Here is a 3046-nt window from a genome sequence, read left to right on the forward strand (position 1 = left end):
AGATGTGTAAAAGAGACAGGTTCGGGGAGGGGCGGGCGGTGGGCGGCGGACTCCAGCCGGTCCACGTCGCGCAGCTCCGGGAAGAGCCAGGCCCAGAGGCCCACGACGATGAGCGTGCCCACTGCGCCAATCACCACGGCGTGCACGGCGCCCAGGGCCTCGGCGAGCGAGCCCGCGCGGAACTCGCCCAGCTCGTTGGAGGCGCCGATGCACATCATGTTCACCGCGCCCACGCGGCCTCGCATGTCATCCGGCGTGGAGACCAGCTCCAGCGTGTGGCGCACCACCACGCTCACCATGTCCGCCGCCCCGCCAATGGCGAGCGCCACGAGCGACAGGGGCAGGGACCTGCTCAGGCCGAACACCAGCGTGGCCGCGCCGAACACCGCCACCGCGCCGAACATCTTCCACCCGGCGTGGCCGCCCAGCGGACGGAACGCGAGCAGCACCGCCACCACCGCCGCGCCCGCGGCCGGAGCGCTGCGCAGCAGGCCCAGTCCCCACGGGCCGGTCTGCAGCACGTCGCGCGCGTAGATGGGCAACAGCGCCACCGCGCCGCCCAGGAGCACCGCGAAGAGATCCAGGGTGAGGCTGCCCAGCAGGAGCCGCTTCTGGCGCACGAAGCGCAGGCCCGCGACGAGCGTCGTCAACGAGATGGGCTCGCGCGACGCGCTGCCGGTGCGCACCTTGAGCGAGAGGATCCACACGATGGTGAGCGCGCACAGCGACGCGGACGTGATGTAGACGCCCTTGCCGCCCAGCCATCCGTACAGCAGGCCGCCCACGGCGGGGCCGGCGATGGTGGCCACCTGCCACGTGGTGGAGTTCACCGCCACCGCGCGCGTCAGCTCCTCCGGCGGCACCAGGTAGGGAGTGAGCGCGGAGCCCGCGGGCGCATAGAAGGCGCGCGCGGTGCCGAACAGCACCAGTACGCCGTAGACGAACCGCACGTCCGTGATGTGGCCCAGCGTGAAAGACAACAGCAGCAGGCTGCACACCAGCATCACGCCCTGGCAGATGGCCAGGATGCGGCGGCGGTCGTAGCGGTCCGCCACCTGTCCGCCCAGCAGGCTGAAGGCGAGGAAGGGGACGAACTGGGCCAGGCCCGTGTAGCCCAGCGCGAGCGCGCTCCCGGTGAGCTCGTACACCTGCCAGCCGATGGCCACCGACTCGATCTGCGCCGCGAGCACCGCGCACAGGCGGGCGACCTGGTACAGCCGGAAGTCGCGGTGACGGAAGACGGAGCTGGCGAGGACGGAGGGGGTATCGGCCATGGAGGTGGCTGCGCTGTAACGCAGCCCGTCCCCCTCCGCCAGCCACAAGGGACGCGCGGTCCCGGGCGCGCCTTATGAGGTCGCGCGCATCCGGTTCAGCCGGTCGTAGTGGCGGTAGCCCAGCTTGTCGAGCGCGGCGGGCGGCGCGAGGCCGATGTCCACCAGCGTCTTGATGTCGTACGTGCCCGCGAGCACCGGCGGCGCGTAGTTGGCCACCGCCTCCGGCGTGCGGAAGCCGGGCAGCGGGAAGAGCACCTGGCTGGTGTGCACGTGCATGAAGTGCGCGGCGGACTGGCGCTGCCACCCCGGCACGCCCGGCGCGGTGATGACGTGCGGCGTGGCGAGGAACGTGCCGCCCGTCAGGATTTCCAGCTGCTGGCCCACCTGCGCCACGATGCAGCCCGCGGGCGCGGTGCCGCGCACCATCTGGCCATTGGGCGCGTCCGGCGTCGCGCGCGTGCGCAGGTACAGGCCGCTCTGGTCATCCGGCTTCGGCGCGGGGCGGCCTTCCGGATCGAGGAACCGGCCTCCGGGCAAGAGCGTCAGCAGGTTGAAGTCGGTGTGCTCTTCACCCCAGAGGATGCCGGTGTTCACCTGGGACGGGCCCAGCGGCAGGTACTGGAGCGCGCGCGTGACGTGGGGCGCCTTCTCGCACGAGGCGGTGAAGGTGTCCTGCGGCAGGTTCAGCGCCAGGGCGGCGCCACGCAAGAGCTTGAGGCCGGCCTCGTGCAGCGCGGTGCCCATGGTGAGCAGGCCCTCCTGGAAGAAGGGCGGCGCGTCGTCCGGCCAGATGTTCTCCGGGTAGAGCTCCGGGAACTCCATGGCGGACTGCGCGTCCGTGGGCGTGGGCGCCGCGAAGTAGCACTCCTTGAAGTCCGGCTGCCCGTTGCTGGCGACGGCGACCTCCGTGTTGGGAGGCGTCCAGCCGCGCTGGTACCAGAGGTCCGCGCGGCCCAGGGGGCGCTTCTGCGCGTCCGGGCGGGCCACGAAGGCGGAGAACGCGTCGTAGAAGCGCTCCAGCGCCGGCGCGTCCACGCCGTGGTTCTTCACGAACACGAGGCCGAAGACGCCGAAGGCCTCGCGCAGGGCCGCCGCGGCGCGCTCCAGGCGCGCCGGTTCACCCGACGCCAGGTCCTGCAGGTCGACCGTCGGGATGTTCATCGTGGGGGTGTCCGCCATGGTGGGCCCAGGTGTATCGCGCCCGGGCCCGGCTGAGGAGGGGGACCGTGCCTGCATGCCCCTCCTGCTTCCGGGGAAATCCTGGAAGCGCCCCCTACCGCCTCACCGCTCCCATCAGCGCGCGGCGACCGTGACGTCCACGGGGGCGCACGTCACGGGGGTGGACTGGTAGTCGCCGCCCGGCCGGGGGACATCCTCCTTGCGCGTGGCCACGTCCATCAGCGCGTCGCGGAAGGTGATGCGGTAGGTGCCCGGCTTCTTGAAGTCCCAGGCCTGCGTCACCTCCACGGTGTTCTCCACCGTGGCGCCCGGGGCGATGGCCGCGTAGCTGTCCGCGGACGGGGCGGCGCGCTTCACCATGGGGCCCTGGTACGGCACCTCCTCGCCGTCGCGGGTCACCTGGAACACGGTGCCCAGGATGCCCTCCAGCGGCGTCTGCCACGTGAGCACCCAGACGGGAGACTCCGAGCGGTTGGTGAGCTTGAAGAGGACTTCAATGGACTCGCCCACCTTTGCCTTCGGGTGGACGCTGAGGGCGCACTCCAGCTTCGGGGTCGTCACGGCGGCGGGCTCCTTCGTGGGCTCGGCGGCGG

Annotated in this window: 3 protein-coding genes; all 3 read right to left on the minus strand. The window is 71.8% G+C overall.

Features of this window, described 5'->3' with window-relative positions; genetic code table 11:
• Nucleotides 1-1274: MFS transporter (locus D7Y21_RS40840; protein WP_121718587.1), on the minus strand; the 1274-nt coding region annotated here is incomplete at its 3' end.
• Nucleotides 1275-1346: 72 nt separating this feature from the next.
• On the minus strand, nucleotides 1347-2453 hold the full coding sequence (locus D7Y21_RS40845; protein WP_121718588.1) for an isopenicillin N synthase family oxygenase: 1107 nt from the start codon (nucleotides 2451-2453) through the stop codon (nucleotides 1347-1349).
• A 114-nt stretch (nucleotides 2454-2567) separates the two neighbouring features.
• A partial coding sequence (locus tag D7Y21_RS40850) for a protease (protein WP_121718589.1) occupies nucleotides 2568-3046 on the minus strand: 479 nt, incomplete at its 5' end.

This window comes from Corallococcus sp. AB045 (genome assembly GCF_003668895.1).
Classification (GTDB): Bacteria; Myxococcota; Myxococcia; order Myxococcales; family Myxococcaceae; genus Corallococcus; species Corallococcus coralloides.